Here is a 24919-nt window from a genome sequence, read left to right as displayed (position 1 = left end):
CCCCGGTTCAGACCAGCAGCCCCCGCTCAGACCAGGAGCGCCCGCGCGGCCTCACGCGCCGCCGGGGTGATCGTGTCACCCGCCAGCATCCGCGCGATTTCCTCAACCCGCTCGGTCGCGCTCAGGGCCACCACGCGCGAGGTGGTCATGCCCGCATCGACGCGCTTTTCCACCCGCCAGTGATGCGCGCCAAGAGCCGCGACCTGCGGGCTGTGGGTGACGACCAGCACCTGCGCCCCCGCCGCCAGCGCCGCCAGCCGCCGCCCCACCGCATCGGCGGTTGCCCCGCCCACACCGCGGTCAATCTCATCGAAGATCAGCGTGAGGCCCGGCGTGCCCCCGGTCAGGCAGACCTTCAGCGCCAGCAGGAAACGCGACAACTCCCCGCCTGACGCGATGCGGTTCAGCGGCCCCGAAGGCGCGCCCGGATTGGTCGCAACGGTGAAGGACACCGCATCCACGCCATCCGGCCCGGCCTCACCGGGTTCCACCAGCGTCTCGAACAGCGCGCGCTCCATCTTCAGGGGCGCCAGTTCGGCGGCCATGGCGGTATCCAGCGCGCGGGCGGCCTTCATGCGCGCAGCGGTCAGCGCGGCGGCGGCTTTGGCATAATCTGTCGAGGCCGCCTGCATTTCGGCCTCCAGCGCAGCAAGGTTCGCGGCCCCGCCGTCAAGGCTGGCCAGACGGGCGCGCAGATCATCGGCAAAGCCGCCCAGATCATCGGGCAGCACGCCATGTTTGCGCGCCAGCGCCCGGATCGCGAACAGCCGCTCCTCGATGCGTTCCAGTTCCTGCGGGTCGAAATCCAGCGCGGCAAGGCAGGCCTCGACCTCACCCTGCGCCTCACCCAGTTCCAGCGTCGCGCGTTCCAGCGCAGCAAGGGCAGAGTCAAGCCGGGCCTCGGCAGTTTCCGATCCCTTGCCCGCCGCCCCTTCAAGCCAGCGCGTCGCATCGCGCAGCATCCCTTCGGCGGCCTGATCGGACAGGGCCTGATGCGCCCGGGCGATATCCTCCCGGATCCGGGCCGCGCCCTGCATCGTGCGGCGGCTGATATCAAGGCGCGCCTCCTCACCCGGTTCGGGGGCAAGGCTGTCAAGCTCCGCCACCGCGTGGCGCAGAAAATCCTCTTCGGCCTGCATCGCCGCAAGGGCGGCGCGGGCCTCGGTCTCGGCCTTGCGCGCGCGCGCCATGCGGGTCCAGGCCGCCCGGGCGGAACCGGTATCGACCCCGGCAAAGGCATCCAGCATCTGCCGGTGGCCGCGCGGATTCAGAAGGCCCCGGTCGTCATGCTGGCCATGCAGTTCCACCAGCGTTTCGGACAGGGTGCGCAGCACCTCACCACTGGCGCGGCGGTCATTGATCCATGCGGTCTTGCGCCCATCCGCAAAATTCAGCCGCCGTAGAATCAGTTCCGGCCCCGAGGGCAGACCCGCCCCTTCCAGCACCGCATGGGCAGGATGGTCCGCCCCCAGATCGAAAACCGCTGTCACCTCACCCTGATCGGCTCCGCTGCGCACCAGTTCGGCGCGTCCACGCCAGCCCAGAACGAAGCCAAGCGCATCCAGCAGGATCGACTTGCCCGCCCCGGTTTCCCCGGTCAGAACATTCAGACCCGGCTGAAAGGCGAGTTCCAGCCGGTCGATAATCAGCAGATCGCGGATTTCAAGGCTGCGAAGCATCTCAGATCCCCGCCATGGGCTGCGCTGCCAATGGCTTGCCGGTCACGAAGGTCATGAAGGGTCAGAGCCACTCGCCCCGGATCACCTGCCGGTAGACCCGGCTGAGCCAGCTGTCGCCCTGCGCCTCCATCGACAGACCACGCCCGGTCAGAAGTCGGTGGCTGTCATCATAGAAGGGACTGGACTGGTAGTTGTGACCCAGAATCGCGCCCGCCGTCTGCGCCTCATCCGTCAGGCCCAGAATCAGATAAGCCTCGACCAGCCGGTGCAGCGCCTCAGCGGTATGGGTGGTGTTCTGGAAATCCTGCACCACGACCCGGAACCGGTTGATTGCCGCCGTATGCTGGCCCCGCTTCAGGTAGTAGCGCCCGATCTCCATCTCCTTGCCTGCAAGGTGATCGAAGGCCAGCTCGAATTTCAGCATCGCGGAGGAGGCATATTCGCTGTCGGGATATTCCTCGATCACCGCGCGCATCGCCTGCAGCGCCTGGAAGGTCAGGCCCTGATCGCGGCCCACCTCATCAATCTGGTCGTAATAGCTGAGGGCCAGCAGGTATTTGGCATAGGCCGCATCCTCATCCGCCGGATAGAGGTCGATGAAGCGCTGCGCCGTGGCGCGGGCCTCTTCGTATTTCTCACCCTTATGTTCACTGAAGGCCTGCATGATCAGCGCGCGCTTTGCCCATTCCGAATAGGGGTAAAGCCGCTCGACCTCTGAGAAGAGACGAATCGCATCATCGGGTTCGGGCTGGGATTCCAGCGCGCGTTCACCCCGGGCAAAGATCTGCTCTGCCGTCATGGTTTCCAGCGGAACCGGATCGTTTGTACTGGTTCCACAGCCCGTGAGGGTCGTCATCAACAGCGCCGCCGCCAGGAACCCCGCGCCTGCCTTTCCGACTGCCATGTTCCGCCTACCCCATTTCCTGCACTTTCCAGCCGCGGAAATTGCCCGCAACCGGCCCGGTTTGCCCTGTCCTAGCACAGAAAAATCCGGGGCGCAAAACGCCTTTGCTGCTTTTGACGAAGCTCAGCAATGAACCGGGATGTCGGAACGCAAAACGCCCATTCCCGGCAGTTTTCCCCCGGTGGGGGCGGTGCAATCAATGAAGCGCCAAGCCCCATCGGTCGCAAACAGCTTGCGCAGCAGGCGGTTGGTCATCGCATGACCCGCCCGCACCCCGGTGTAGCGCCCGAGGATCGGCCCACCGGCCAGCGCCAGATCGCCAAGCGCGTCCAGCATCTTGTGGCGCACGGGTTCATCCTGATGGCGCAGACCGCCGGGCGACAGGACGCGCGCGCCCTCAAACACCACGGCATTGTCCAGATTGCCACCAAGGGCCAGCCCATTGGCGCGCATCGCATCGACATCGGCCTGACGGCAGAAGGTGCGGCTGTCGCAAAGTTCGCGCACAAAGGCGCCGTTCGACATGTTCAGCCGCTTGGTCTGGCTGCCGATCGCGGCATCCTCGAACTGGATGCGGAAATCGATTTCCAGCATATCCGCCGGCTCCAGCCGGACCAGCGCCTCTCCTTCCCGGATCTCGACCGGTTCCAGCACGCGGATCGCACGCACGGGGGCGGATTGCGGCACAACACCGCGCGCAAGGAAAGCCTGCACGAAGGGGCGCGAGGATCCGTCAAGAATGGGCACTTCCGGTCCGTCAATCTCTATCAAAGCGTTGTGGATGCCGCAGCCTGCAAGGGCGGCCATCACATGTTCAATGGTCGAGACGGTCTGACCCGCATCATTGGCGATCAGCGTGCACAGCCGGGCCGAGACCACAGCATCCCAACGCGCCGGGATCAGCGCATCGCCGGTCGTCACATCGGTGCGGCGGAACCAGATGCCGTAATCCGCCGAGGCCGGATGAACCGACATGCGCACGGGCTGACCGGAATGAAGGCCGATGCCCGTAAAGGTCGCAGTGGATTTCAACGTATTCTGCAAGGGTATCCCCCGAATTGCGTGACTGTCCCGGCCTTCGCTGTGGATCTTTCCATCGGGCCGCACTGACAATTGTTACAAGGGCTGGCCACAATGGGCAGAGATCGCCGCCGCAGAGCCGTTAACCCGTTCTTCACACAGGACTAGCTAAGCAATCAGGGACACAGGGACAACTCACTCTTTATGACCGTCTGTAACAATGGAATGTCAGCAGATTAAACTACTGATTTAAAACGAAAAAGGCCCGCCTGGGCGGGCCTTTTCACAAATGATCATCACGCTGTGTCAGTTGGCCTGACGACGCAGGAAAGCAGGGATTTCGATGCGCTGCTGATCGGCATTGGCATCGCCTTCCTCGTCATATCCGGTCACCGGCGGTTGCTGGCGCGGCGCGGCGGGACGCTCGGCCGCCTCACCGGTTCCGGCCATCCGGTTGATCAGCGATCCGATCCCGAAACGCGGGCGCGGCGGCTCGACAGCCTGTTGCGTGGCCGGAGCCGGGGCAGCAGGACGTTGCGCCGGGGCCTTGCCGACAGCGGCCTGCAACCGGGCCAGCGCCTCGGGCGAAGGCGTGCCGGCCGGACGCGGGCGCGGTGCCACGAATTCCGCCGCATCGGCGTCGATGGCCGAACGGGCCGCCGGGGCCGCAGCGGGCTGCGGGCGATAGGCGGGCGGTGGCAGATCGTCCACGGCCTCATCCATCACTGGCTCGTCATCATGGTGAAAGGCGGCAGGCGTGCCGCGCTCCACCCGATCAAACAGGCCCGGGGCCTCGGCTGACGCCTGCGATGCAGCGGCCGGAGCGGGTGCAGCAGATGTCACCTTCAGCGCCATCGGGCGCGCGGCGGCAACCGGCTCGGCCTCGGGCTCGGGCGCCGAAAACTGCGCGGGCAGCGGTGCGGCCATGGACCGGCGCGCAACCGGTGTTTCGGCGCGGTTCGCCGCCGAGGCGTCGATGCCGGTCGCAACAACGGACACGCGCAACGCGCCTTCCATCGACGGGTCCAGCGTCGAACCCACGATGATATTGGCGTCCTGATCGACCTTTTCGCGAATGATATTCGCGGCCTCGTCCAGTTCGAACAGGGTCAGATCATAGCCACCGGTGATGTTGATCAGCACGCCCTTGGCGCCGTTCAGGCTGATCTCGTCCAGCAGCGGATTGGCAATCGCCTTTTCGGCGGCCTGCTGCGCGCGATCCTCGCCCGATGCCTCACCCGTGCCCATCATGGCCTTGCCCATCTCATCCATCACGGCGCGGACATCGGCAAAGTCGAGGTTGATAAGACCCGGACGCACCATCAGGTCGGTCACGCCCTTGACGCCCTGATACAGCACATCATCGGCCATGGCGAAGGCTTCGGTGAAGGTCGTGCGCTCATTTGCCAGCCGGAACAGGTTCTGGTTCGGGATGATGATCAGCGTATCGACAACCTTCTGCAGGGCCTCGATACCCTCTTCGGCCTGCCGCATCCGCTTGGCGCCTTCAAACTGGAATGGCTTGGTCACCACGCCAACAGTCAGAACGCCCAACTCCCTCGCGGCCTGCGCGATGATCGGGGCCGCCCCGGTGCCGGTGCCGCCACCCATGCCGGCGGTGATGAAACACATATGCGCGCCGGCCAGATGGTCGACGATCTCTTCGATGGTTTCTTCGGCGGCGGCAGCGCCCACCGTGGGCCGTGCGCCTGCGCCCAGTCCTTCGGTCACCTTCAGACCCATCTGGATGGTCGAGGTGGCGCGACTTTGCTGCAGCGCCTGCGCGTCGGTATTCGCGACCACGAATTCCACGCCCTCAAGCTGCTTGTCGATCATGTTGTTGACGGCATTGCCGCCCGCGCCGCCAACCCCGAAGACGGTGATGCGCGGCTTCAACTCTTCCCGTTGCGAAGTCATCATCAGATTAAGTGTCATTGCCCATCCGCCTGCTTATGGTTGTCCCGCGCGCCTTCAGGGGGCGCTTTTCTGTCCCCAATTCGGCTGATTCTATCCGCAGACCGGGGAAAGGTCACGAAAAAAACTGTTGTGCGCCACAAAATATAGGCGAGATCGCGCCGGAATCGCCGGGTTTCGGCAACGATACAGGATATTGGGGTTACCAGTTGTCCTTGAACCATTTCAAAGCCCTCCTGAGAGAACGCGCGGGATAGCGCTCGGCGGGAATATCGAAATCCCACCATTCGTCCTGCGGATGCGCGGCAAAAAGGCAAAGCCCCACAGCCGAAGAAAAGGCAGGCCCGGTCGCGGCCTGCGGCAAGCCTTGCACCCGCAGCGGGCGGCCCAGACGCACACGCTGGCCAAGAATGCGCGCGGCCAGCCCGTCCAGCCCGGGGATCTGGCTTGCGCCCCCGGTCAGAACGATCTGCTGGCTGGGCAGATGTTCAAACCCCGCCGCATCAAGGCGCGCGCGCGCCTCTTCCAGGATCTCCTCGACCCGCGGGCGCATGATGCCGATCAGTTCGGTGCGGCTGACGCGGCGGCGGTCCTTTTCCCAGTCGCCGCTGTCGCCACCGATCTCGATCATCTCACGGTCATCCATGCCGGTCGCATGGACACCGCCGAATTTCGTCTTGATCCGTTCGGCGGTCGAAAGCGGCACCTGCAGACCTTTGGAGATGTCCGAGGTGACGTGATCGCCGCCCATGCGCACCGAATCCGCATAGATCATGTGTTTCTTCATGAAGACGGAAATGCCGGTGGCACCGCCGCCCATATCGACACAGGCCGCACCCAGCTCCTGTTCATCCTCGACAAGGCTGGATATTCCCGAGACATAGGCCGATGAGGCAAGCCCCGCGATTTCCAGATCGCAGCGGTTGATGCAATAGATGATGTTCTGCACGACCGTCGCATCCACCGACAGAAGATGCAGATCGCAGGACAGACGGTTGCCGATCTGGCCACGCGGATCGCCCAGCCCTGACCGATGATCCAGCGCGAAATTGACCGGCTGGGCATGCAGCGCATCACGCCCCTGCCCGATATCGGGCACCTCACAGGCCGCCATCACCCGCGCGACATCCTGTTCGGTCACCACACTGTCGTGAAGCTCCCATTCTCCGGCAAGGCCATAGCTGCGCGGCTCGGCCCCTGAAAAACAGGCAATGCAGTGATCGACACGGACATTGGCCATCTTCTGCGCCGATTGCACGGCGGTGCGGATCGCGCGCTCGGTTTCATTCATCACCGCGATCTCGCCGAAGCGGACCCCGCGCGACCGCGTGGTGGCCGCCCCGATCACCCGGAACGAGGCCTGTCCCGCCATCGGCCCCACCCCGTCGGTCTCCCGGAACTGGCGGTCGCCGTCGAAGCGCAGGATCAGGCAGGCCACCTTGGACGAGCCGATATCCAGCACGGCAATCACGCCCCGCTGGATGGCGGCGCGGCGCATGTTGCGCATCGCGCGCTGGGTTTCATAGAGATCGGTCACAGCGCGTTCTCCACAGGAATGATGCCACGCAGGCGGCGCATTTCGGTCAGGGAATGGGGGGCAAGTTGCAGCGTCGGGCGGGCCTGATGGCGCAGATCCACCGCCAGCAGGTCGCGCGCCAGCAGATCCTGCGCGATATCCAGCGCGATCAGCCGTTCAAGCGCGCGGACCGGATCTTTCACCGGCAACAGAATGCGCTGGTCGCGGTCCAGAACGATATCCCAGCGGCGTTCGCCCACCCGCACCAGCCCGCGCAGGCGCGGCAGCAGCGGCCCGGCCGAGGTCAGGATCCGCAGCGCCTCGGGAATGGCGCGGTCGGCCCCGTCACCGGCAATCAGCGGCAGGTCGGCGCGTTCCGCCCGGGCCGCGATTGGCCGGACCGGATGGCCACTGCCATCCAGCATGATCAGCTGTCCCGCGCTGCGCCAGACCACCACAGGCTCACGTTCCGTCACCATGGCCTGCAGGATGCCGCCGGGTTGAATCCGCAGCATCACATTCTGCACCGCGTCCAGTTCGGCGACCCGCTCCCGGGCGGCGGTCAGGTCCAGATCAAGGGAACTTTGCGGCAAGGGCAGCGCAAGGGCTGCGCGCACAGTTTCGGCCACTTCGGGGGATGCCCCTTCGACCGACAGCAGCGTTACAAGGAATTCGGGCCGGTTCTTCACCGTGTCACGCAGGTCCGCCCAGCCTTGGGTCAGGGCCTCACGCCGGGTTTCGCTGGCAAGAAAGATCCCCGCCCCGAAGGCGATGCAGAAGGCCGGAATGCCAACGCGCAAAAGCGTGCGGAAGGCCGGCGTCAGCCAAAGCCGGTTCATCCGGTAAGCCATGCGGCTGGGGGCCGGATCCCGGCGCAGACGGGCACTCAGCCCGCCATGCGCATCAAGCGGCAGGTCATCGGCATAGCCCGTGACCGGGCCACGCCGCGGCGGCCGTTTGCGGAACGGGTTCAGCGATCGCATGATGCATCCTCCACCAGCCAGCGGCACAGCGCGGGAAAGTCGATCCCCTGCGCCAGCGCCTGTTCAGGGGCCAGCGAGGTAGGTGTCATGCCGGGCTGGGTATTGGTTTCCAGCAAGACCAGCCCCGCCAGACCGCGCGGCTCATCCCAGCGGAAATCGGTGCGCGACAGCCCCCGGCAACCAAGGGCGCGATGCGCGCGCAGGGCATAGTCCAGGCAGGCGGCAGTGATCTCGGGCGGCAATTCGGCCGGGCAAACATGCCGCGACCCGCCGGGACGGTATTTCGCATCATAATCATACCAGCCATCGGTCAGAATATCGGTCACGCACAGCGCCCGATCCCCCAGAACCGCGACCGTCAGTTCCCGCCCGGGCACGAAAGCCTCGACCATCACGGTCGCGGGCATCTGCGCGTCCAGTTGCGGCGGGCCATTGGTTCCGTCGGTCACCAGATAGACCCCGACCGAGGACCCTTCGTTATAGGGTTTCACCACATAGGGCGGTGGCATGACATGGCGGCGGCGCACCTCATCGCGGGCGGCCAGCATCGAGGGCACGACCGGCAGGCCCGCCGCGACATAGGCCGCCTTGGCGCGCTCCTTGTCCATCGCCAGCGCCGAGGCCAACACCCCGGAATGGGTATAGGGAATGCGCATCCATTCCAGCAGGCCCTGAACGCAGCCGTCTTCGCCCCAGCGGCCATGCAGTGCATTGAAAATCACATCCGGCGCGGCCTCAAGCAACCGCGCAGGCAGATCCGTCCCCGCATCAAGGGGGATGACATGATATCCGGCCACCCGCAGGGCTTCGGCGCATTCGCGCCCGCTGACAAGCGAGACCTCCCGCTCTGCCGAGGGGCCGCCCATCAATACCGCCACTTTGGGAGGCTGTCCGCTCGAACCAGCCGCCATTTTACTGCCTCAGGGCCTCATTGGACCCGTTTTGTTATTATTCTTGTTATTGTTCTGTCAGGCCTTCTCCGACCCGCATGATTTCCCATTCTAGCGTTATTCCGGCCTGTTCGAAAACCCTTTTTCGCACTTCTTCGCCCAATTCTTCCAGATCGGCGGCGCTGGCCCCTCCGGCATTGATCAGAAAGTTCGAATGTTTCTCGCTCATCTGCGCGCCGCCGCGCCGTGCACCCCGCATTCCGGCATCGTCGATCAGCTTCCACGCCTTCATGTCATGCACGTCATCGGCCCGCCCGGTTGAGGAATAGCCTGCCGGATTGCGAAAGGTCGACCCTGCGCTGCGGTCCTTAACGGGCTGGGTCGCGTCGCGGCGGGCAAGCTGATCCGCCATCCGCGCAGCCAGGTCCGCCGGGTCGCCCGGCGGCGCGCGGAAAGTGGCCGAAAGGATGATCGACCCCTCGGGCAGAGAGGACGAACGATAGGCCAGCCCCAGATCAGAGGCGGCAAGCGTCTCGATCCGGCCCTGCCGCGTGATGATCTCGACACTGACCAGAAAATCGGCGGTGTAATGACCATAGCAGCCCGCATTCATCCGCACCGCGCCGCCGATCGTGCCCGGGATGGTGCGCAGAAAGGTCAGGTCCAGCCCCGCCTCCGCCGCGCGGCGCGCCACATGGGCATCCAGCGCCGCCGCCCCGGCCACGACGCGCCCATCCTGTGCCGAGATGGTATTGAACCCCCGCCCCAGCCGGATCACGACCGCCCGCAACCCGCCATCCCGCACGATCAGATTGGACCCGACCCCCAGCGGAAAAACCGGTATCGCGGGGTCGAGTTCCGCCAGAAATGCAGCCAGATCTGCGGCATCCGCAGGCTGGAACAGCCAGTCGGCGGGCCCGCCGACCCGCAGCCATGTCAGGTCGGAAAGCGGTCGGTCCGGCGTCAGGGCGCCACGGGGGGTGGGAAGCGGTTTCATGCCCGATCCCTAGCCGGGAAAGGCCGCGTGCCGCAAGGGCCCCGCAGGGGGCCGACACGCGCGCATCACCGCATCCACAGCCCTTCCCGCTTGATCGTGTTGCGGATCATCTGTTCGCGGCGGGGCAGGTTCTCGCGGTCGAACAGCGCCCGCACCGCAGCCCCCTTGCGCTGATAGATCATCTTCTTGATGGGCAAGTATTCCTTCAGCACCTTCTTCACCGGATTGGGCGCGGTGATCTGCTCCACCACCTCGACCGCGCGGTCATTCTCGCGGGCATAAAGCAGCGGAAGCACCCGCCAATGGCAGGTCACATCACCGTCCAGCCCGTCCAGTTCCGGCCCCGGCCGCCCGCCCCCGAAGGAATGGATCACTAAGGGCAGCGCCACCTGATCCAGCCAGGGGTCCAGCGGTTGCAGCAGCAAGGGTTCGGGCCGGTCGTCCCGGATGGACACCGCATAATCGGCAAATCGCTGGCCGAAGGCGCGGGGGCTTTCATGAAAGAACCAGCCTGCGTTGAAATAGAGGTATTTCTGCCAGTATTCATCGGGTTGATCGGGGTCCAGACTGGTCACAAAATCCAACCCGAACCGGTCATAAAGCGATTTCCAGATCGCCCCATAGCCGGGGCCGTAAAGCTCCAGCATCGGCCATGTGCCCTCACGCCGCATCGAGGCGGAGGGGTGCCTGAAATCAAACGGCACCCGCGACAGCGCCCCGGTCACCAGCGTATCGGTATCCAGAAACAGAAATGGCGCATCCGGCAGCGCGGCCAGACAGTCGATCTTGTTGCCATAAGGATAGGACTGCCCGAAATTCCGGCTTTCAAAAGGCAGGATCTCGGCCCCGAACCCCTCCAGCAGATCGCGCAAGGGGCCGGGCGGAATGCGCGGATCCTCTTGCCAGTTCGGCCCCGGCTGCGGCTCGGCGATGAACAGCCGCCCGGTGAAATCCGGGTCCGAGGCGCGCAGGCTGGCCGCCAGCAGGACCGCCTCATAGGCAAGCCGCCCGGCCTGCCCGACCGCCACGATGTTGAAGACTTGATTGCCCGCCCGGCCCTGCACCATAGTCAAACCTGCCCTGTTACCATTTGGCCGCCAGTATAGGCACCCAGTCCGGATTTGAAAATCGGAGCATTGCCATGAAATGTAACATCCTTGCCCTGTTTGCCTGTGCGGGCCTGCCCGCGCTCGCCCAGCCCACCGATTTCACCACGCCCGAAGGCGCGGCCTTCATCCATCAGCAGATCGCGGCCGGCATTCTCGGCTTTACTGAACAGGGCGAAAACGATCTGATCTATTTCACCCAGCTTCTGGCATGGCGCTGCGGGGTGCAGGAGGTTTACTACGGGTTCAACTCCGATCTGCCCGTGAACCGGTTGCCGCTGGAACCCTGCCACCGCGATCTGGCCAACCCCAACACGATGAAGGAAACCGGCGCCGGCCCCTATCCGCTGTTCATCACGGTGCCGAAAGGCGCGGCACAGCAGGTGCGGATGCGCGTCATCTATGAGGACGGCCACAGCGCAAGTTTCGTATCCGAACGCGCGAAAAGCCTGTTCTGAGGGTCAGCGCCGGGGCGTGAAGCGCAGTGACAGGCAGGACATGCCGCCATCGAGTTTCGCGCATTCGCTGTTGCCGATCTCTCGCAGCGCGTAACCTTCAGCCGCCAGCCGGTCGCGGGTGGCCGGAAATCCGGCGGGCATCAGCACCAGATCGTTGAACCGGATCGTGTTGGCGCAAGCCTCTTCGCCCTCCGCCGTCAGGATCACGCGATAGCCCCTGAAACAGCCCGAGGCCGCAAGGCGCGGTGTGGACAGGATGGTTTCGGCATCCAGCAGCGAACAGTCGGTCTTGAAATGCAGAACCCCCGGCGGTGTCACGACCTCGCGCAGCCGGTGGCCCCAGGGCGCGACCAGCCGGGCCAGTTCGTCGATTCCGGCGGCATTGGTGCGCGCAGACCGGCCCACAAGAATCTCGCGTTCGGTGGTCAGGATATCGCCGCCCTCGATGAAACTGCCCTCACCGGTGATCCAGCGGACCTCACCGTAAAGCGCCTTCAGATGCGGGGCCATCTCGGCGGCCTCCCCCAGACGCGAGGGCGCACCGGGCCGCATGATGACCGCGCCATCGGGCAGGCAAAGGGCAGTATCCTCGACGAAAACGCTGTCGGGATAGGCGTCCAGCGGGTCCAGTTCGACCACCCGCGCGCCGGTTTCCTTCAGCGCCGCGATGTAATCGGCATGATGGGCCAGCATCAGGGCCAGATCGGGCGTGCCGGTATCCACCGCCCGCAGCCCCGCCGTGATACTGGCCGAAGGGCGCCGCGTGACCGCATGGGTGAAACGGAAGGAACGGTCTGACATCGGATTACCCCTGCGTGGCAAGCAGCCCGGCCACAAGGCCCGGCAGGTCGCGGAAATCATCAAAACGGCCCGCCTGCGGCAGGTCTTCGGCCGGGGTCTTGCGGTAACCTTCGGTATACAGAAGGAAGGGCAGGCCCGCGCGGGCGGCGGTTTCGGCATCGGTTTCGCTGTCACCGACATAGATTGCAGGCCCTCCACCCAAGGCCTCCAGCCCGGCCAGCAGCGGTGCTGGATCGGGTTTGCGAACGGCCAGACTGTCACCACCCCAGACGGTTTCGAACAGGCTGTCCAGACCCAGATGCGCCAGCACCGCATGGGTGGGGCGGATCGGCTTGTTCGTGACCAGCCCCAGACGGTGGCCACCCGCGCGCAGCGCGGTCAGCGCCGGAACCACCTGCGGATAGATCACCGTCAGATCCACCGCGGTTTCATAGGCGGCAGTGAAGCGCGCGACCATCCGGTCATGCTGCGGGCCTTCAAAGGGCTGACCCGAGGCCTCCAGCAGCCGCGCGATCAGGTTCGGAACGCCCTTGCCGATGAAGCCCCGGACCTGCGCGAAGGTCAGCGGCGGCAACCGTTCCGCGGCAAGGGTGCGGTTCGCCTCGGCATGGATATCGGGGGCGCTGTCAATCAGCGTGCCGTCCAGATCGAACAGGATCGCGGCCATCAGCGTGCCCTCTCTGCAGCCGCACGGATCGCGCGGATATTTTCGCCGTAAGGCGCGGGGTTTTCAACCGAGCCACCCCGGAACACCGCCGATCCCGCGACCAGAACATCGGCCCCCGCCGCCGCCATCAGGGGGGCTGTCGTGGGGTCCATACCGCCATCGATTTCGATATGCACCGGACGGTCGCCGATCATCGCGCGCAACTCGCGCACTTTAGCGCTCATGTCGATGAATTTCTGCCCGCCGAAACCGGGGTTTACGGTCATCACGCAGACCAGATCGGTCAGGTCCAGCAGATGCGCCACGCTTTGCGCCGGGGTGCCGGGATTCAGCGCGACACCCGCCTTCATCCCCGCCCCCCGGATTGCCTGCAACGTGCGGTGGATATGCGGTCCCGCCTCGACATGCGCGGTCAGGATATCGGTTCCGGCCTTTGCGAACGCGTCGATGAACGGGTCCACCGGCGCGATCATCACATGCACATCCATCACCGTTTTCACATGCCGCCGGAAGGCGGCGACGGCAGGCGGACCAAAGGTGATATTCGGCACGAAATGCCCATCCATAACGTCAATATGCACCCAATCGGCACCCTCGGCCTCGATTGCCTGAATCTCACGCCCGAAATCGGCGAAATCGGCGGACAGGATCGAGGGGGCGATCTTGATGGAACGGTCAAAGGGCATGCGCGGGGCCTTTCGCGGCGGGACTGTCGCCTCTCTTCTAGGCGGGCAAGGCGGGATCGTCCAGCACCCCCAGCCCTGCCCGATTGCAGGCCAATGCGCGGCCTCCGGATACCCCCCCGGGCGGTATCACCCAGTCTCCGCACTGTGACATGACACTTGACAGCGCTTCGCAAAAGCCCCATCTGCCCCCTGTCCGAAGGCCCGTGCCGCGTGAGCATGTGAAAGGCCCGGACGACTGGTTCCCACCGTCACGCAGGGGTTCCGCAGGGCAAACGGCGCCGGACATGGGTCCGGGGTGAGGCGGCCTTGCTTCCCACTGTCGGCCCATGGGGCCGGAAAAGGCCGCGACCGCGCGGCCGGAAAGACTATCATGACCACTTTTGCCGATCTTGGACTTTCGTCCAGACTTCTGACCGCGCTGGAAAAGACCACGCTCAAGGCGCCGACGCCGATTCAGGCTCAGGCCATTCCCCATATCATGCAGGGCCGCGACCTGATGGGCCTTGCCCAGACCGGCACCGGCAAGACGGCGGCCTTCGGCCTGCCGCTTCTTCACCGGCTTCTGGATATCGGCCACCCGCCCGGGCCGCGCAATGTGCGCGCCCTGATCCTTGCGCCGACGCGCGAACTGACGACGCAGATCAAAACCAGCCTTGAAACCTTCACCAAGGGCACGCCGGTCAAGGTGACTCTGGTTGTGGGCGGCGCATCCATTTTCCGCCAGTCGCAGGCGCTGGCCAAGGGCTCGGACGTGCTGGTGGCAACACCCGGCCGCCTGATTGATCTTCTGGAACGCGGCGATGTCAGCCTTGAACAATGCGCCTATCTGGTGCTGGACGAGGCTGATCACATGCTGGACATGGGTTTTATCCACGCGCTGCGCAGGATTGCGAAACATATCCCGCTCAAGCGTCAGACCATGCTGTTCTCGGCCACGATGCCGAAAGATATCGAAGAGATCGCCGGAACCTACCTGCGTGATCCTGTCCGCGTGCAGGTGGCCAGTCCCGGCAAACCCGCCGACCGTATTTCGCAAGGCGTGCATTTCACCCCGCAAGGCGACAAGGCGAAACTGCTGGAAAGCTATCTGCTGAAACATCCGGGCGAACAGGCACTGGTCTTCGGGCGCACCAAGCACGGGTCGGAAAAGCTGTGCAAGCTGCTGGCGACATGGGGTTTCAAGGTGGGCTCGATCCATGGCAACAAAAGCCAGGGCCAGCGCGACCGCACGCTGACCGAGTTCCGCAACAGTGAACTGGATGTGCTGGTCGCGACCGATGTGGCCGCGCGCGGCATCGACATTCCGACCGTGCGCCATGTCTATAATTACGACCTGCCGAATGTGCCCGAAAACTATGTCCACCGGATCGGGCGGACGGCGCGGGCGGGCAAGGATGGTGCCTCGCTGAGTTTCTGCGCGCCTGCCGAGATGGGCGAATTGCAGGCCATCGAGAAGTTGCTGAAAACGGCCCTGCCGCTGGTCGGCGGCGCCCCTTGGGGCATTGCCGATATCCGTGCCGTGCCGAAACCGGCGCCGCGCGGCGCGCGCGGCCCGCGTCCGGGGTCCAAGCCCGGGGCCAAGGCCGGCGGCAAGCCGCAGGGTGCCAAGCCACAGGCGGCCAAACCGCAGGGCGGAATGGATGCCCCGAAAAAGGCGCATCGCCCGCAACGCGGTCGTGGCGGACGGCCGCAGGCCGGTCGCGGGGCTGCGGCCTGACTCTGACGGCCTGAACCAAGCAGATAGCGCGCGGCACTGACCCCGGTCAGTGCTGCGCCTTATCCTCAGGATTGGGCTGCATGTGCCGTCCGCGCCCGGCCGATTACAGGCCGCCACAAGCTGTGCGCAGCGCGGACCGAGCAACCAGCACATCAATCAGCATGGACCGGTCAAACGGTCCGCCGCATCGGAACAACAGCGCCCAAGCGTCGTCTTGGCCCCGCCGGAAAGCGCTCAGCCCGCCTCGATGCCGATATCCTTGACCAGCCCCAGCTATGGTTCCTGAAGCACGGGTCGGAGTGATATGGGCAAAATGTTTTCAACTCAGGTCCGGGGACGGCCGGAAAGCGTTTCCCGTTAATCGGATCGTGACGATTTGTCATCCATCATCCTGTCACGGCACGTCCGTGACGATTTGCGAGTGTCCGGTGCGTCTGCGCCGGTTTGGGTAGGGTTCGTCGGCCCATCGGCCGGTCGGCTGTCCGGATAGTTTGTTCCGGATTGTTCGGGGCGTTCGGCAGACCCTTTTTGTTGTAATTCAATGGTGGCGGGGGGCCACCGGGCCGGTTGCTCTGGCCTGACGGCCCCCCTGTTTTCTCATCCCTTGCGGACCGGTCGCCCGGCCTGATCATCATCGCTTGTCCTGCGCCGGTCTGCGGTTTATGGGGCGGCATGGCCAAGCTGTATTTCCATTACTCGACGATGAATGCGGGGAAATCCACCTCGCTGCTGCAGGCATCCCACAATTACCGCGAGGGGGGGATGCAGACCTATCTGCTGACCGCGCAACTGGACAATCGCGCAGGCGAGGCGCGCATCGCCTCACGCATCGGAATCGGTGAGGCGGCAGACACCTTTGCCCCGGGTGATGATCTGTTCACGCGGATCGCGGCGCGGCTTGCACAAGGTCCGGTGGCATGCATCTTCATCGACGAGGCGCAGTTTCTGGAAAAGACCCAGGTCTGGCAACTGGCGCGGGCAGTCGATGATCTGGGCGTGCCGGTGATGTGCTACGGGCTGCGCGTCGATTTCCGGGGTGAGCTGTTCCCCGGCTCGGCGGCGCTGCTGGCCTGGGCCGATGAAATGCGCGAGGTCCGCACCATCTGCCATTGCGGCAAGAAGGCCACGATGGTCGTGCGGCGCGGCCCGGACGGGCGGGCCCTGCGGAATGGTGAACAGGTGCAGATCGGCGGGAACGAAACCTATCTTTCGCTATGCCGCCGCCACTGGCGCGCGGTTCTGGACGATGCGGTGCTGGAGGATCATGACAGCGGCGTGGCCTCGGGTTCCAGCTGACGGCTGCGCAGCGCGATCATCGCCCCGGCGCCTGCGATCATCGCCATGCCGATCCAGGCACCCAGGTCCAGCACCTCGTCCCAGATCACCCAGCCCCACAGCGCCGAGGCGGGCAGGATGATATATTCGAAGATCGAGACCCGGCTGGCCGAGGCGATCAGATAGGCCTTGATCATCAGCCCCACACCCAAGAGTGACCCCGCCGCCTGCACGAAGGTCCAGAGATAGAATTCCCCGCCCGGCCAGACCGCCCCCCGCAGCACAAAGCCCGCCGTACCGGCCGGAACCTCGGGCGCGACAAGGGCCAGCACCCCCATGCCCACCAGCCCCATCACGCCAAGCGCCATGAAGAACCCCGCCAGCAGGGTTTCGGCCCGCTCCTGCGCGCACCATTCCCGCGTGACGATATTGCCAAAGGCGTAAAGCGCGCCCGAAATCACCGGCAGCAGCGCCGCCAGACGCGCCTCTTGCAGCGAGTCGCGCCCCAGCAGCATCAGCACCCCGGCAAAGCCCAGCATCACCGCAACCACCCGCACCGGGCCGATCGGTTCACCAAAGGCAAAGCGTGAGATCAGCAGCACGAAGATCGGTGCGGTGAACAGCCCAGCTGCGACCTGCGCCACCGGCAGAAAGGCCAGACACCCGAAATAGATCAGCATCGCCGTGGCATGGATGACCGAACGGGCCACCACCGCCCCCGGCCGCAGCGGGCGCAGATCCAGCCCCACGACCTGCGCGGCCAGACCCAGAAGCGCCAGCGCCATCACGGCGCGCACCGCATGGAACTGCCACAGCCCCGCCTCGACCGCGACGACGCGCACGAAATTGTCGGTGAAACCGATCAGCAGCGCATAGGCAAGGATCGCCAGCGCAGCGGTCAGGGTCCGGTCGGGCGTCGTGGTCATCCGGGGTCTTTCAACTTGGGGCGGCGGGAAAAGGGGGCGCTGGGTCAGCCCCCGCCGGACGCCCGGCTTGGCCAGATGATTGAGCCTGCGCGCCGCGAATTTTCAAGCGGATATTTGCACCGGATGGTGCCTTTTCACAGGACGGCCCCACAGGCAGCGCCACGCTGCGCCGCCGGCCGGGAATTCCAGACGATTGTACCTGCCTGTCTGCTCGGCTATCGTCGGGGCAGAGGCAGCAGACAAGGCCGCACAGGCAGATGACGGCGCTGAAAAAATACCAGAAACTGGAATGCACCGGCCTGTGGCGGTCGGATCTGCAGGGCCAGCGGCGTGAAGTCGTCGTCAATCTGGGGGAAAGCACGCTCATGCTCAGCGATCCCCGGCAGGAGACAGCGCTGGCGCATTGGTCGTTGCCCGCCATCATCCGCCGCAATCCCGAGACGCTGCCCGCGATCTTCGCCCCCGGCCCCGAGGGCGATGAGGATCTGGAAATCGACGACCCCGAGATGATCGCGGCCCTGCGCACCGTCCATTCCGCGCTGGAAGCCTCGCGCCCGCATCCCGGTCGTCTGCGAAACGGCATATTGGGCAGTATCGCGGGCGGGATCGTCCTGCTGGCCGTGATCTTTCTGCCCGAGGCGCTGGTCACGCATACGGTTTCGGTGCTGCGCGATGCGACGCGGGTGGATATCGGCCGCATGGCGCTGGAGGATCTGGCCCGCCTGACCGGCCAGCCCTGTGCCGGGCGTCGCGGCACGCAGGCCCTGACCCGGCTTGCGCTGCGGCTGTCCGATCCCGCCCCGCGCATCGTCGTGCTGCGCGAAGGGCTGACCGCGCCGATCCATCTGCCCGGCCCGGTGATCGCCCTGCCCCAGTCGCTGCTGGCCGAGCAGGACGGCCCCGACATGGCGGCGGGTTTCGCGCTGGCCGAGACTGTTGCCGCCGGGATCGAGGATCCGATGCTGCCGATCCTGCGCCATGCGGGCAGCATTGCCACGCTACGGCTGCTGACCTCGGGCCATCTGCCCCCCGCCTCGATTGCAGGCTATGCCGAAAAGCGGATCGCCGCACCCCCCGCCCGCCCGCCCGTGGCGCAATTGCTGCCGGCATTCGAGGCGGCGGGCATCGCCTCAACCCCCTATGCGCTGGGGCTGACCCTGCCCGATGACCGCCAGCGCCCGCTGATCGACGGCGACCCGTTTGACGGCGTCGCCCCCCCGGCCCTGATGCTGGATGAGGACTGGGTGACCCTGCAGGATATCTGTTCCGGCTGACGGCATCCCGATATCCCGCGCTGTCCCGTCACACTCCACCCACAGAAAAACACCCCCGCCGATGGCGGAGGTGCAAGTCTGATTGCTGCCCGACTTCTTGCCGGACGCCCCTTTTGCGGGGCGTCGGATAATTCCTCAGCGGATATAGGCGTCCCCGAATCCGGCCCGCCTTGCGGCCGAAAGCGCCTGCTGCGCCGCATTGGCCGAGGCGAAGGGACCAGCGCGCACAATCTGCAACTTGCCACCTTTTGCGACACTGACCGGCAGACCCAGCCGCGACAGGCGCTGCGCCGTGGCCTTCGCATTGGCGGCCACGCCGAAACTGCCCACCTGCACGGTCCAGGACTTCGCAACCCCGACCTGAGGGCTGTTGCTGGCAGATGTCACGCTGCGCGTTGTCGTCCCCGTTGCCGATTGGCCGACCAGTTTGGCAGGCACATCGCGCGTCCAGAACCGGTCCTGCGCGGCCTGCCCCTGCGCGGTGCCCTTGCCGCGATGCGGGTTCAGGCGGTCGTCATTCCAGGCCCGTTTATAGCCCTTGGGCACCGGCGGCGCCGCATCGGCAAAGTCCGCATCCCCCACGGCCAGCGGCGCGCGAAGTGAGGCAATTCCCGCTCCGCCATCCGAGCACAGAACCGTCGTGCCGCCCGTATTGAGCCGATAACGGCGTGCAACCGGGGTTTCAGCCGGGCAGGTATAACCCGAGGCCGACCGGCCCACCGGAGCGGCGACCGGAGCGGGAGCTGCCGCGACGCGGGCCGCCGGTGCCGAAGCCAGCCGGGTCGGCGCGGAGGGCGCCAGCACACCATTCTTGCGGGCGACCGCTGCGGCCAGATCGAAATCGGGATCGGCAGAACAGAACATCGTCACGCGTCCGTCCGCCAGCCGCGCGCGCTTGCCATGCGGCGACCCGGAGGGACAGCCGGGCGTGGGTCGGGCCGTGGCCTCGGCCCGCGGCTGCGGCACTGCCGGAACATAGCTGCGCGTATCGACCGGAGCCGAGCGGCGCGCCTCACGGATCCTTGGGGGGGAGGTCAGGCTGGCGACGGTATCCATCGGACGCCCAGTCGCGCGGGGGGCCGCACCGGGGACGGGCGCAGCCGCCTCGGCCACGGCAACCCTGCGCCCTGACGGCTGCTGACCGCAAAGCGGCGTGCGGTCGCGCGACAGACGCGCAACCCAGTTCACCTGACCGCCGATCCCGGCGCGCAGGAAAACGCAGCCCCGGCTGTCCACATATTGCTGCCCGCGAAAGCTTGCCGGCGGCAGTTCCGCCGGTCGCGCCATGCTTTGCGCCGAAACTTCTGTAACCAGCAGGCAAACCGCAGCAGCGGCAGTCAAAAGACCCCTGACAAACATCGACTACCCCCATGTAGCGTGCGGGGATAATGAGTCAGTATTGTTGCTGAGTAAAGGACAAAAGCCTGCTATTTTGTGCCGAACATACGGTCGCCCGCATCCCCTAGGCCGGGAACGATATAGCCGTGATCGTTCAGGTGGCTGTCCAGTGCGGCAGTGACCACCGGCACGTCGGGATGCGCCTCTTTCATCCGCGCCACGCCTTCGGGGGACGCCAGCAGGCACAGAAAGCGGATATTCGCAGCACCCTTCTCTTTCAGCAGGTCGATGGCTGCGACCGAGGAATTGCCAGTGGCCAGCATCGGATCGACCACGATCGTCATCCGGCTTTCCAGCGCATCGGGCACCTTGCAGTAATATTGCACCGGCCGCAGCGTTTCAGGATCGCGGTAAAGCCCGACAAACCCGACTCGCGCCGCCGGAACCAGCTCCAGTATTCCGTCCAGCAGCCCGTTCCCGGCCCGCAGGATGGAAATCAGCGCCAGTTTCTTGCCTTCCAGCACCGGCGCATCCATCGGCTCCAGCGGCGTCTCGATCCGGCGCGTCGTCATGTCCAGCCCGCGCGTGATCTCATAGGCCAGCAACAGACTGATCTCACGCAGGAGCCTGCGGAAACTGGCGGTCGAGGTGTCGCGGTCGCGCATCAGGCTCAGCTTGTGCTGCACCAGCGGGTGTTTCACGACGGTAAGATGGTCAGACATGGCCGGGCTCCAGCAGTTTCGCGATCCGCGCCTTGGTATCGGCATCGCAGAAGGCCGCGTCAAGCGCGTTGCGGTTGATCCGGTCCAGCACCGCGTCATCGCCGTCGAAAACCGCGTGCAGGCGGTCGAATTCATTCTGCATGGTGGTGTGGAAAAAGGGCGGGTCATCGGTCGAGACGGTGACCGTCACGCCGCGTTCGTAAAGCGCGCGGACAGGGTGGGCGCGCCAGTCGGGGTAAAGCCCCAGCGCGATATTCGATCCCGGGCAGACCTCCAGCACCGTGCCCGCCTCGGCCAGTTCATCGACCAGCGCCAGATCCTCGATGGCGCGCACGCCATGACCGAGGCGTTCGACCCGCAGATCGCGCAAGCAGTCGCGGATGGATTGCGGCCCGCCCCATTCCCCGGCATGGGCGGTCAGGCGCAGCCCCGCCTCGCGCGCCATGTCGAAGGACCAGGCGAAATCGGCAGGCTTTCCGGCAGTCTCATCGCCCGCAATGCCGAAACCGGTGATGAATTCCCCTGCCGCTTCCGCCGCACAACGTGCGGTTTCCCGTGCCTTGGCGGGGCCGAAATGGCGGATGCAGGTCACGATGCCGCGCAGCGTCACGCCGGTATCGCGACCAGCATCATCCGCCGTTTCGCGGATGGCATGCAGATATTCGCGCCACGCCCCCAGATCGCGCCCGCCGCAGAAATCGGGTGACAGGAAACATTCCGAATAGACGACGCCGCTTTCAGCGGATTGTTCCAGCACGGCGCGGGTCAGGCGGGCGTAATCCTCGGGTCGGGTCAGGACCGAGGTCGCGGCCTCATAGACCTTCAGGAAATGCCAGAAATCGTCAAAGGCATAGTTTCCGGCCTCATCGAAGATCTTGCCGATATCTATATGCTTTTCCTTGGCAAGACTGCGGATGAAGGCAGGCGGTGCAGCCCCCTCCAGATGCAGGTGAAGTTCAATTTTCTTCAATCCATCCCCCTCAGGAAACTGCGGCCCGGCCCGGTTTCGGACAGGCACAGATGGGTTGCGACCGAGGCCGCGACATCAACAAAGGCGCAATGCCCGATCTGCCCAGCACCCGCCCCCGCGCACAGCACCGGCACCCGTTCGCGCGTATGTTCGGTGCCCGCCCATGTCGGGTCATTGCCGTGATCGGCGGTGAAGATCGCCAGATCGCCGGGGCGCAGCCGGTCCAGAAAGACCCCGGCCCGCCGGTCGAACCATTCCAACGCCGCCGCATAGCCCGCAACATCGCGACGATGGCCATAAAGACTGTCGAACTCGACGAAATTCGCAAAGACCAGCGCGCCCTCCTCGGCACTTCCAGCCAGATCGTCCAGCCGGTCAAACAGGTCGGCGTCTGATGCGCCCTTGTGCAGATGCGCGATGCCCCGCATCGAGAAGATATCGCCGATCTTGCCGATCGCATGGGTCACCCGCCCTGCCGCCGCCGCATGGTCCAGCACTGTGGGCGCAGGGGGCGCAATCGCGAAATCCCGCCGGTCGGGCGTGCGGCGGAAATCACCCGGCACGCCGGTGAAGGGGCGCGCGATGACACGTCCCACGCGCATCGCATGCAGGCGCGGCGCCAGCGCCCGGCACAATTCGATCAGGCGGTCCAGACCGAAAGCCTCGACATGGGCGGCGATCTGCAGCACGGAATCGGCCGAGGTATAGCAGATCGGCCAGCCGGATTTCAGATGCGCCTCGCCCAGATCGTCGATCACCGCCGTGCCCGAGGCATGGCGATTGCCAAGGATCCCGGTGGTCCCCGCCAGCCGACAGATCTCGGCCGTCAGATCGGTGGGAAAGGCAGGGTCGGTATCGGGAAAGAAGGTCCAGTCCCAAGGCACCGGCACGCCCGCCAGTTCCCAATGGCCCGAAGGCGTGTCCTTGCCGCGCGACACCTCGGTCGCGGCCCCCCATAGGCCCTGCGGAACCGCGTCAAACCCCGGCATCGCAGCACCCGAGGCAAGGCGAACCGCCTGCCCCAGCCCCAGCGCATCCAGATGCGGCATGCGCAGCGGGCCGCTGCGGCCCTGATCGGCGCGACCCGCAGCGCAGGCCTCGGCAATATGGCCCAGCGTATTGGCCCCCGCATCGCCGAAATCGGCGGCATCGGGCGCGCCGCCACAGCCGACGCTGTCCATAACGATCAGAAAGGCGCGGGCCATGTCAGGCAATCCTTTCATGGATCAGGGGCGGTTCCGGCGGGCGGCTGTCGGCCAGCCGGTAGGCCGCCTGCACAAGGGCGATGGCCGCATCGGCGGCCTCTTCGCTGGCGGCATGGACCATGGCAAGCGGCAGGCCCGCCGTCACATCCGCGCCGATCCCGGCCAGATCGGACAGGCCGACCGACGGGTTGATCCGGTCGCCGTCGCGCAGCCTGCCGCCGCCCAGCCCGACCACCGCCTGCCCAAGCGCGCGCGTGTCGATGCGCGCGATGAACCCGTCGCCGGGGCTGGGCACGTCCCGCTGCACGGGGGCGGCGGGCAGGCGGTCGGGCCAGCGGTCGACGAAATCCAGAGGGCCACCCTGCGCCGCGATCATCCGGCCGAAATATTCGGCCGCGACACCGCTTTCCAGCACGTCGCGCATCCGCGCCGCACCGTCCAGCGCATCGGCGGCAAGCCCGCCAAGCGCCAGCGCCTCGCCCCCCAGCGCCGCCGTGACCTCCAGCAGCGCCTCATTGACCGAGGTGCCGGTCAGGGTTTCCATCACCTCGATCACCTCAAGCGCATTGCCCGCCGCCGTGGCCAGCGGCTGCGACATGTCGGTGATCAGCGCCGTAGTCATGCAGCCCGCCCCCTGCGCGGTGGAAACAAGGGCGCGGGCAAGGGCGCGGGCCTCCCCGATGTTCTGCATGAAGGCGCCCGATCCGACCTTGACATCCAGCACCAGCGCCTCAAGCCCGGCGGCCAGCTTCTTTGACAGGATCGAGGCGGTGATAAGGTCGATGCTTTCGACCGTCCCTGTCACGTCACGCACGGCGTAAAGCCTGCGATCGGCAGGGGCGATATCGGCGCTGGCCGACAGGATGGCACAGCGGCAATCCTCGATCTGGCGGCGCAACTGCTGCGCGTCCAGCCCGGTTCGAAAGCCGGGGATCGCCTCAAGCTTGTCCAGCGTTCCGCCGGTATGGCCCAGCCCGCGCCCCGAGATCATCGGCACATAGGCCCCGCAGGCCGCCAGCGCAGGCGCCAGCAGCAAGGAGACGCAATCACCGATCCCGCCGGTGGAATGCTTGTCGATCACCGGACCGGGCAGATCCCAGTGCAGTTGTTGCCCGCTGGCCAGCATCGCCCGGGACAGCGCGACGCGGCCTTCATCCCCCAACCCGCGCAGGCAGACCGCCATCGCAAAGGCCCCGGCCTGCGCATCCGTCACATCACCCGAGGCAAGACCCCGGGCAAACCAGTCCAGCGCCGCAGCTCCGGGCGGTTTTCCATCCCGGATATCGGCAATGATACGGGCCGCCTCCACGGGCTTATCCCGCCTCGCTGCGCGCCATATGGGCGGCGGAAAATACCCCCGGCAAAAGGTCAGCCACCGTGATCGCGCGGCGCTGCCCGTCTGTCGTGCACAGCGTGACGGTGACATCGGGGGCGGCAAATTCGGCGATCTTCTGGCGGCAACCGCCGCAAGGGGGCACCGGATCGGGGCTGTCGGCAATGACCAGCACTTCGGCGATCGCCGTTTCACCCGCCGCGACCATGGCCGCGATGGCCCCCGCCTCGGCGCAGGTGCCTTCGGGATAGGCGACATTCTCGACATTGCAGCCGGCATAGACCGCGCCCGAAAGGCTGCGGATCGCAGCCCCGACCTTGAAACCCGAATAGGGCGCCCAAGCATTTTCGCGCACGGCGGTTGCGGTTTCGAGAAGGGTCATGGGCCTGCATCCTGCGTTGCGTCCTGACGCGAAGTCTGGGCCGGAAGTGACCCGGTTGCAAGCCTTGCGCAAGGCGACCGTCGCCGGGAGGGCGATCTGCCGTCCCGGACCGTCCCGACGGTATTTGCGCGAGGATCAAGGCAAGAAAGACAGGTC

Annotated in this window: 23 protein-coding genes; 4 read left to right on the top strand and 19 right to left on the bottom strand. The window is 65.8% G+C overall.

The window, feature by feature from the left end; genetic code table 11:
- Positions 1 to 26: 26 nt before the first annotated feature.
- The 9 genes from recN to JL811_RS13225 all read right to left on the bottom strand — a co-directional run bounded on the left by recN (position 27) and on the right by JL811_RS13225 (position 10970).
- Positions 27 to 1679 carry a DNA repair protein RecN gene (recN, locus tag JL811_RS13265; protein WP_202689183.1) on the bottom strand — a complete coding sequence of 551 codons (1653 nt, stop codon included), beginning with the start codon at positions 1677 to 1679 and terminating at the stop codon, positions 27 to 29.
- 61 nt (positions 1680 to 1740) lie between these two features.
- Complete coding sequence (locus tag JL811_RS13260; protein ID WP_202689182.1) at positions 1741 to 2583, bottom strand: outer membrane protein assembly factor BamD; 843 nt, start codon at positions 2581 to 2583, stop codon at positions 1741 to 1743.
- 123 nt (positions 2584 to 2706) lie between these two features.
- Positions 2707 to 3627, bottom strand: a complete 921-nt coding sequence (gene lpxC / locus JL811_RS13255) for a UDP-3-O-acyl-N-acetylglucosamine deacetylase (protein ID WP_202689181.1) — start codon at positions 3625 to 3627, stop codon at positions 2707 to 2709.
- Positions 3628 to 3909: 282 nt separating this feature from the next.
- A complete protein-coding gene (gene ftsZ / locus JL811_RS13250) occupies positions 3910 to 5538 on the bottom strand; it encodes a cell division protein FtsZ (RefSeq protein WP_202689180.1) in 1629 nt (542 codons plus the stop codon).
- Between the two features lie 181 nt (positions 5539 to 5719).
- Positions 5720 to 7054: a cell division protein FtsA gene (ftsA, locus tag JL811_RS13245; protein WP_202689179.1), complete on the bottom strand. Its 1335-nt coding sequence runs from the start codon at positions 7052 to 7054 to the stop codon at positions 5720 to 5722.
- Entirely contained in the window at positions 7051 to 8016 is a 966-nt protein-coding gene (locus JL811_RS13240; RefSeq protein ID WP_202689178.1) for a cell division protein FtsQ/DivIB, read from the bottom strand. The genes ftsA and JL811_RS13240 overlap by 4 nt, the downstream gene beginning before the upstream one ends.
- Positions 8004 to 8927: a D-alanine--D-alanine ligase gene (locus tag JL811_RS13235; protein ID WP_202689177.1), complete on the bottom strand. Its 924-nt coding sequence runs from the start codon at positions 8925 to 8927 to the stop codon at positions 8004 to 8006. The genes JL811_RS13240 and JL811_RS13235 overlap by 13 nt, the downstream gene beginning before the upstream one ends.
- 46 nt (positions 8928 to 8973) lie before the next feature.
- Positions 8974 to 9903, bottom strand: coding sequence for a UDP-N-acetylmuramate dehydrogenase (murB, locus tag JL811_RS13230; protein WP_202689176.1), 930 nt, complete (start codon positions 9901 to 9903; stop codon positions 8974 to 8976).
- Between the two features lie 65 nt (positions 9904 to 9968).
- Entirely contained in the window at positions 9969 to 10970 is a 1002-nt protein-coding gene (locus JL811_RS13225) for a hypothetical protein (RefSeq protein WP_202689298.1), read from the bottom strand.
- 74 nt (positions 10971 to 11044) lie between these two features.
- Between JL811_RS13225 and JL811_RS13220 the strand changes: the two genes are divergently transcribed.
- Positions 11045 to 11467, top strand: coding sequence for a hypothetical protein (locus JL811_RS13220; protein WP_202689175.1), 423 nt, complete (start codon positions 11045 to 11047; stop codon positions 11465 to 11467).
- A 3-nt stretch (positions 11468 to 11470) separates the two neighbouring features.
- Here JL811_RS13220 and JL811_RS13215 read toward each other — a convergent pair whose 3' ends face one another.
- From JL811_RS13215 to rpe, 3 genes are read right to left on the bottom strand one after another with little or no spacing between them, the layout of a single operon-like run.
- Positions 11471 to 12268, bottom strand: coding sequence for a dimethylarginine dimethylaminohydrolase family protein (locus JL811_RS13215; RefSeq protein WP_202689174.1), 798 nt, complete (start codon positions 12266 to 12268; stop codon positions 11471 to 11473).
- A 4-nt stretch (positions 12269 to 12272) separates the two neighbouring features.
- Positions 12273 to 12935 carry a phosphoglycolate phosphatase gene (gph, locus tag JL811_RS13210; protein ID WP_202689173.1) on the bottom strand — a complete coding sequence of 221 codons (663 nt, stop codon included), beginning with the start codon at positions 12933 to 12935 and terminating at the stop codon, positions 12273 to 12275.
- Complete coding sequence (gene rpe / locus JL811_RS13205; RefSeq protein WP_202689172.1) at positions 12935 to 13621, bottom strand: ribulose-phosphate 3-epimerase; 687 nt, start codon at positions 13619 to 13621, stop codon at positions 12935 to 12937. Before rpe ends, gph begins: the two co-directional genes overlap by 1 nt.
- Before the next feature lie 370 nt (positions 13622 to 13991).
- Between rpe and JL811_RS13200 the strand changes: the two genes are divergently transcribed.
- Together JL811_RS13200 and JL811_RS13195 are read left to right on the top strand one after the other, a co-directional pair.
- Positions 13992 to 15338: a DEAD/DEAH box helicase gene (locus JL811_RS13200; RefSeq protein WP_202689171.1), complete on the top strand. Its 1347-nt coding sequence runs from the start codon at positions 13992 to 13994 to the stop codon at positions 15336 to 15338.
- 672 nt (positions 15339 to 16010) lie between these two features.
- On the top strand, positions 16011 to 16634 hold the full coding sequence (locus JL811_RS13195) for a thymidine kinase (RefSeq protein WP_202689170.1): 624 nt from the start codon (positions 16011 to 16013) through the stop codon (positions 16632 to 16634).
- Here JL811_RS13195 and JL811_RS13190 read toward each other — a convergent pair.
- Positions 16601 to 17539 (bottom strand): DMT family transporter, encoded by a 939-nt coding sequence (locus tag JL811_RS13190; protein ID WP_202689169.1) that lies wholly within the window; start codon positions 17537 to 17539, stop codon positions 16601 to 16603. The two genes, JL811_RS13195 and JL811_RS13190, sit on opposite strands and share 34 nt — an antisense overlap.
- Before the next feature lie 257 nt (positions 17540 to 17796).
- Between JL811_RS13190 and JL811_RS13185 the strand changes: the two genes are divergently transcribed.
- A complete protein-coding gene (locus JL811_RS13185) occupies positions 17797 to 18813 on the top strand; it encodes a hypothetical protein (RefSeq protein WP_202689168.1) in 1017 nt (338 codons plus the stop codon).
- Positions 18814 to 18948: 135 nt separating this feature from the next.
- Here the strand turns inward: JL811_RS13185 and JL811_RS13180 are convergent, their stop codons facing one another.
- The 6 genes from JL811_RS13180 to JL811_RS13155 form a co-directional block, all read right to left on the bottom strand.
- On the bottom strand, positions 18949 to 20100 hold the full coding sequence (locus JL811_RS13180) for an SPOR domain-containing protein (protein WP_202689167.1): 1152 nt from the start codon (positions 20098 to 20100) through the stop codon (positions 18949 to 18951).
- Positions 20101 to 20240: 140 nt separating this feature from the next.
- Entirely contained in the window at positions 20241 to 20873 is a 633-nt protein-coding gene (upp, locus tag JL811_RS13175; RefSeq protein WP_202689166.1) for a uracil phosphoribosyltransferase, read from the bottom strand.
- Positions 20866 to 21843, bottom strand: coding sequence for an adenosine deaminase (locus tag JL811_RS13170; RefSeq protein ID WP_202689165.1), 978 nt, complete (start codon positions 21841 to 21843; stop codon positions 20866 to 20868). Before JL811_RS13170 ends, upp begins: the two co-directional genes overlap by 8 nt.
- Positions 21840 to 23048 carry a phosphopentomutase gene (locus tag JL811_RS13165; RefSeq protein ID WP_202689164.1) on the bottom strand — a complete coding sequence of 403 codons (1209 nt, stop codon included), beginning with the start codon at positions 23046 to 23048 and terminating at the stop codon, positions 21840 to 21842. Before JL811_RS13165 ends, JL811_RS13170 begins: the two co-directional genes overlap by 4 nt.
- 1 nt (position 23049) lies before the next feature.
- The gene (locus tag JL811_RS13160; protein WP_202689163.1) at positions 23050 to 24357 is read right to left on the bottom strand and encodes a thymidine phosphorylase; all 1308 of its coding nucleotides are present in this window, start codon (positions 24355 to 24357) and stop codon (positions 23050 to 23052) included.
- 4 nt (positions 24358 to 24361) lie between these two features.
- Complete coding sequence (locus tag JL811_RS13155) at positions 24362 to 24763, bottom strand: cytidine deaminase (protein WP_202689162.1); 402 nt, start codon at positions 24761 to 24763, stop codon at positions 24362 to 24364.
- Positions 24764 to 24919: the final 156 nt, after the last annotated feature.

This window comes from Szabonella alba, from assembly GCF_016765775.1.
Classification (GTDB): Bacteria; Pseudomonadota; Alphaproteobacteria; order Rhodobacterales; family Rhodobacteraceae; genus Szabonella; species Szabonella alba.
This window is presented reverse-complemented; position numbering and strand designations above follow the sequence as displayed.